The 4801-nt window shown below is 73.4% G+C and carries 6 protein-coding genes; 3 read left to right on the top strand and 3 right to left on the bottom strand.

The window, feature by feature from the left end:
• Window positions 1-755 (top strand): proline racemase family protein (locus WML84_RS12975; protein ID WP_347346560.1); only part of this gene is annotated, 755 nt, incomplete at its 5' end.
• Between the two features lie 45 nt (window positions 756-800).
• Here WML84_RS12975 and WML84_RS12970 read toward each other — a convergent pair.
• Genes WML84_RS12970 through WML84_RS12960 form a run of 3 tightly spaced genes read right to left on the bottom strand, consistent with a single transcriptional unit; the run spans window position 801 to window position 2574 of the window.
• Window positions 801-1415, bottom strand: a complete 615-nt coding sequence (locus WML84_RS12970) for a dihydrofolate reductase family protein (protein WP_347346559.1) — start codon at window positions 1413-1415, stop codon at window positions 801-803.
• Complete coding sequence (locus WML84_RS12965) at window positions 1412-2137, bottom strand: helix-turn-helix domain-containing protein (protein ID WP_347346558.1); 726 nt, start codon at window positions 2135-2137, stop codon at window positions 1412-1414. Before WML84_RS12965 ends, WML84_RS12970 begins: the two co-directional genes overlap by 4 nt.
• Complete coding sequence (locus tag WML84_RS12960; RefSeq protein ID WP_347346557.1) at window positions 2137-2574, bottom strand: VOC family protein; 438 nt, start codon at window positions 2572-2574, stop codon at window positions 2137-2139. Before WML84_RS12960 ends, WML84_RS12965 begins: the two co-directional genes overlap by 1 nt.
• 115 nt (window positions 2575-2689) lie before the next feature.
• Between WML84_RS12960 and WML84_RS12955 the strand changes: the two genes are divergently transcribed.
• Both WML84_RS12955 and WML84_RS12950 read left to right on the top strand, forming a co-directional pair.
• Window positions 2690-3985 (top strand): sensor histidine kinase, encoded by a 1296-nt coding sequence (locus tag WML84_RS12955; protein ID WP_347346556.1) that lies wholly within the window; start codon window positions 2690-2692, stop codon window positions 3983-3985.
• Window positions 3982-4801: response regulator transcription factor (locus WML84_RS12950; protein WP_347346555.1), on the top strand; the 820-nt coding region annotated here is incomplete at its 3' end. The genes WML84_RS12955 and WML84_RS12950, both read left to right, overlap by 4 nt.

The raw sequence follows: 4801 nt of genomic DNA, 5'->3' as shown, positions 1-4801 counted from the left end.
GGCACAAGGACGGCTTCTCGACCGCCTGCGGGCACGGCACGATGGCGCTCGGCGCGTGGGCCGTGCGCACCGGACGGGTCGCGGCGCCCGATGACGGCGAGGCCGTCGTGACGATCGACGTCCCGAGCGGCCGCGTCCTGGCGCGCGTGCAGCGGGCCGCGGGGCGGACGGTCGGAGTGGTCTTCCGCAACGTCGCCTCCCGCGTGCTCGATCGCGGCATCCGTCTGAAGACCAGCCGCGGAGACGTGGACGTGGACCTCGTGTTCGGGGGCGCCGTCTACGCGACCCTCCCCGCCGAGGCGCTCGGGCTGCGCGTCGCGCCCGAGCACGCCACCGAGCTGATCCGGCTGGGACGAGAGATCAAGTGGGCGCTGAACGACCATCCCGCCGCCCAGCTGGAGGACGCGCGGCTGTCGGGCGTCTACGGCACCATCCTGGTCGACGACCTCGGGCGCACGGAGTCGGGGCCATGGCAGCGCAACGTCACCGTGTTCGCCGACGGCGAGGTCGACCGCAGTCCGTGCGGATCGGGCACCGCCGCCCGCGTCGCACTGCTGTCGCACACCGGCGATCTCGCCGACCACGAGACGCTCACGCACGACTCGATCATCGGCACCCGCTTCACGGCCCGCGTGGCCGCGCACACGCCCGAAGGCGTCGTCCCCGAGGTCTCGGGAGCCGCCCATCGCGTCGGCGCCAGCACGTTCGAGCTCGACGCCGGCGACCCGCTGCCCGCGGGCTTCAGCCTGCGGTGACCGATCGACCGGGGATGGACTCCTCGCCGGCCGATCGGTCGCGTCTCACATCTCGCCGGTCGCGGGCACGCCGGCCGGAGCGTAGCGCAGCAGCACCGCGCCCGTGCCCGACGTGAGCGGCGGCGCGACGAGCCGCAGGTTCGCGGGTGCCGCGCCGTCCGGGAACACCTTCTTGCCCTGGCCGAGCACGATCGGGTACACCCACAGCTTCAGCTCGTCGTAGAGCTGCGCGTCGAGCAAGGCGTGCGCGAAGTCGATGCTGCCGATCACGTGCACGTTCTCGTGCCGCTCGCGGAGGGTCTCGATCTCCACGCGCAGGTCCGGTCCGAGCTGCACACTGCCGCGCCAGTCGAGGCGCGGCGCGCCGCGCGAGGCGACGTACTTGGGGATCCGGTCCAAGAGCCGTCCGATGTCGCCGTGACGCCCCTCGGTGTGGTGCGGCCAGTACCCGGCGAAGATGTCGTAGGTGCGCCGACCGAGGAGGAGGGCGTCCATGTCCGCCATGCCCTCGCGGACGGCCTCGCCGACGATCCCGTCGGACACCGGCGCCTGCCAGCCGCCGAAGCGGAAGCCTCCGCTCGTGTCCTCCTCCGGCCCTCCCGGCGCCTGGGCGACGCCGTCGAGGGTGGTGAACAGGTCGATCACGATGCGTCCGGTCATGGCCGGCTCCTCTCTTCGGGCGACGGGCCGGTCCCGTCGCTCCCGGGGTCGATGTGGAAGGTCGCGGCGAAGCGCTCCAGGAGCGCGGCGTCGCCGGCGAGCACGTGCACGACGCCGTCGTCGACCGCGGTCTGCGGCGCGAGCTCGCCCGAGATCACGCGACGGATGCCGGGACCCGCCGCGAACACGAGATCGGGCTCCCCGTCCGGAAGCCGTCCGCCCACCGGCGGCGCGGGCGGCGCGAGCTGGGTCACCGCGAGCGCGGAGCCGGCGACCCGGGCACGGAGCGCGACGTCGCCCACGTGCAGCTCGTAGTCGGCCGCGGGGAGCCGAGCCGCGGCATCCGCCTGGAACGCCGTGCGGAGCGCCATCGTGAGCGAGTCGGCCGTGACGACGTCGCCCTCGTCGGGCTCGCCCATCGCGCGGAACCCCCACCGCCCGAGCGCGAGCACGACGGGCTCGAGCTCGCGCCCGTAGGGCGTCAGCTCGTACACGAGCCCGCAGTTCACGAGCGGCACGCGGCGGACGACGCCGGCCTCCTGCAGCTCCTTGAGCCGCGTCGACAGGATGTTGGTGGGGATCCTCGGCAGCCCCTGCTTGAGGTCGGTGTAGCGACGTGGCCCGACGAGCAGGTCGCGGACGATGAGCAGAGCCCACCGTTCGCCGATCAGCTCGACGGCCGTGGTGACCCCGCAGTACTGGCCGTAGCTGCGGGATGCCACTACTGCTGCGCCTGCTCCGCCAGGTACGCCTCGGGGCCCTGCTCGGCGGCCTGCGGCTCCATGTAGAGGAACGAGAGGCTGTTGCCGTCGGGGTCGTCGAGGTCGCGGCTGTACATGAAGCCGTAGTCCTGCGCGGGCTTGGGCTCGGCGCCGCCGGCGGCGAGGCCCGCCTCGATCGTGCTGTCGACGTGCGCGCGCGAGTCGCGGCTGAGCCCGACCGAGGTCTGCAGGGTCGCGCTCGGGTCGACGATGGGCTTGTCGGTGAACGTGGCCAGGTACTCGCGCGTGAGGACCATGAAGAACACGTTCTCGTCCCACACGATGCACGCGGCGTTCTCGTCGGTGAAGTTGGGGTTGATGTCGCAGCCGAGCGCCGTGTAGAAGGCCTTGGACCGCTCGAGGTCGGTCGTGGGGAGGTTCACGAAGATGTGTGTCATGGCTTGATACTTGCAAATAACAAGCTTGCTTGTCAATAGCAAGTGCGATACCTCTCGGGGCGGAGTCCGTCGCGCGGGGGATGCCGAGGCATCCGCTCCCCCGTACCGTGGAGGGATGCCGTCACCCCCCGCTCCGCGCACCGCCCCGGCCTCGGAGCGTCCTCGCGCCGCACCGGTGCGCGCCCTCACCGCGGCGGAGCAGCGCGGCGACGTCCTCCTGGCCGCGGCGATGCTCGTCGGTGCGATCGTCAGCGCCGGACTGCTGTCGGTCGCCGGCATCTACGACGACGAGCGCGCGCCGCTCGCCTATGCGCTGGTCTACGCGGTCGTGATCTCCGCGCCGCTCGCGGTGCGCCGGCGCTGGCCGGCCACCGTCGCGATCGTCGTGTGCGTCGCGTACTTCGCCGCGGGGAGCCTCCGCGTGCCGGAGATCTACGCCGGCAACATCGCGATGTTCATCGCGCTCTACACCGTCGGCGCCTGGTCGGCCGACCGCCGCCGGGCCGCCGTCGTCCGCATCGCGCTGAGCGTCGGCATGATCGTGTGGCTCCTCGTCGTGATCTTCATCGAGGCGGCGAGCACCTCGAGCGAGGGGCTGTCGCGCGCGGGCGCGTTCTCGCCGTTCGCGGCGTTCATGCTGCTGCAGATCCTCATCAACGTGCTGTACTTCGCGGGCGCCTACGTGCTCGGCGACCGCGCGTGGGCCGCCGCGCGTCAGCGCGAGGAGCTCGAGGAGGGCAAGGACGCACTCGAGCGCGAGCGCGAGCGCACCGCCGCGCAGGCCGTGGCGCTCGAGCGCATCCGCATCGCGCGCGAGCTCCACGACGTCGTCGCCCACCACGTGTCGGCGATGGGGGTCCAGGCCGGCGCCGCGCGCGCCGTGCTCGCCCGCGATCCCGACGCGGCCCGCTCGACGCTCGCCGGGGTCGAGGCATCCGCCCGCACCGCCATCGACGAGCTGCACAACCTGCTCGAGACGTTGCGCTCACCCGGCAACGAGCCGGATGCCCCGTCGACCGTGCGCCTCGACGCGCTGACCGAGCTCGTCGAGCACGCGCGCGCGAACGGCCTGCCCACCGAGCTCACCGTCATCGGCGAGCCTGTCGTCCTCCCCGCCGTCTCGCAGGTGAACCTGTACCGCATCGCGCAGGAGTCGCTCACCAACGCCCGCCGCCACGGCGGCCCGCACGCGCGCGCCGACGTGCGGCTGCGCTACGACCGCGACGTCGTCGAGCTGGAGGTCGCCAACACCGGCCGACCGCCGGTCTCGGGCCGCGCCGGCCTCGGCCTCGTCGGCATGCGCGAGCGCGCCGCGGCGTCGGGCGGCACGGTCGAGGCGGGCCCGAGCGCCGGCGGGTTCGTCGTGCGCGTGCGCATTCCCGTCGCCGAGCCCGTGGCGGTGCCGGCATGACCGCGGACGTCGCGCCGATCCGCGTGCTGCTGGTCGACGACCACAGCGTCATGCGCGCGGGCTTCCGCATGATCCTCGAGTCCGCGGGCGACATCGAGATCGCCGGCGAGGCGGCCACGGGCGTCGAGGCGGTGGCCGCGGCATCCGCCCTGCGCCCCGACGTCATCTGCATGGACGTGCAGATGCCCGACATGGACGGCCTCACCGCGACGCGCGAGATCCTCGCCGACCCGGATGCCGGTGCCGCGATCGTCATCGTCACGACCTTCGACCGCGACGACTACCTCTTCGAGGCGCTGTCGAGCGGGGCGAGCGGGTTCCTGCTGAAGAACGCCGGGCCCGAGGAGCTCGTCTCGGCCGTTCGCGTGGCGGCGGCCGGCGATGCGCTGCTCTCCCCCGAGGTCACGCGTCGTGTGATCGAGCGCTTCGCCCGTGCGGACGCCGGCGCCGCGACCACGGGCGTCGGTGTCGCGGCTCCGGGGGCCGCCGTTCACGCGTCGGGTCCTGCCGCAGCCGGGGCGGCCGTCCACGCATCGGGTCCGGGTTCTGGGCCCGCCGCTCACGCGTCGTGTGCGACGGCGTCCGGCCCCGCGCACGCGCAGCACGCGACCCACGAGCAGATCTCGGCGGCGGCCGCGGTCCCCGGACCCGCGCCGGAGGCGGAGCTGCTCACCGAGCGCGAGGCCGAGGTGCTCCGCCTCCTCGCCCAGGCGCTCAGCAACGCCGAGATCGCCGCGCGCCTCTACATCGGCGAGGCGACCGTGAAGACGCACGTGTCGAACGTCCTCCTCAAGCTCGGCGTGCGCGACCGCGTGG

Origin of the sequence: Microbacterium sp., from assembly GCF_039812165.1 — a bacterium.
Classification (GTDB): Bacteria; Actinomycetota; Actinomycetes; order Actinomycetales; family Microbacteriaceae; genus Microbacterium.
The sequence above is the reverse complement of the archived record's forward strand: the minus strand, read 5'-3'. Positions and strand labels throughout refer to the sequence as shown.

Coding starts and splice junctions, on each gene's coding strand:
- WML84_RS12970 (WP_347346559.1), bottom strand. CDS start 1,415: ATGACCGGACGCATCGTGATCGACCTGTTCACCACCCTCGACGGCGTC.
- WML84_RS12955 (WP_347346556.1), top strand. CDS start 2,690: ATGCCGTCACCCCCCGCTCCGCGCACCGCCCCGGCCTCGGAGCGTCCT.
- WML84_RS12960 (WP_347346557.1), bottom strand. CDS start 2,574: ATGACACACATCTTCGTGAACCTCCCCACGACCGACCTCGAGCGGTCC.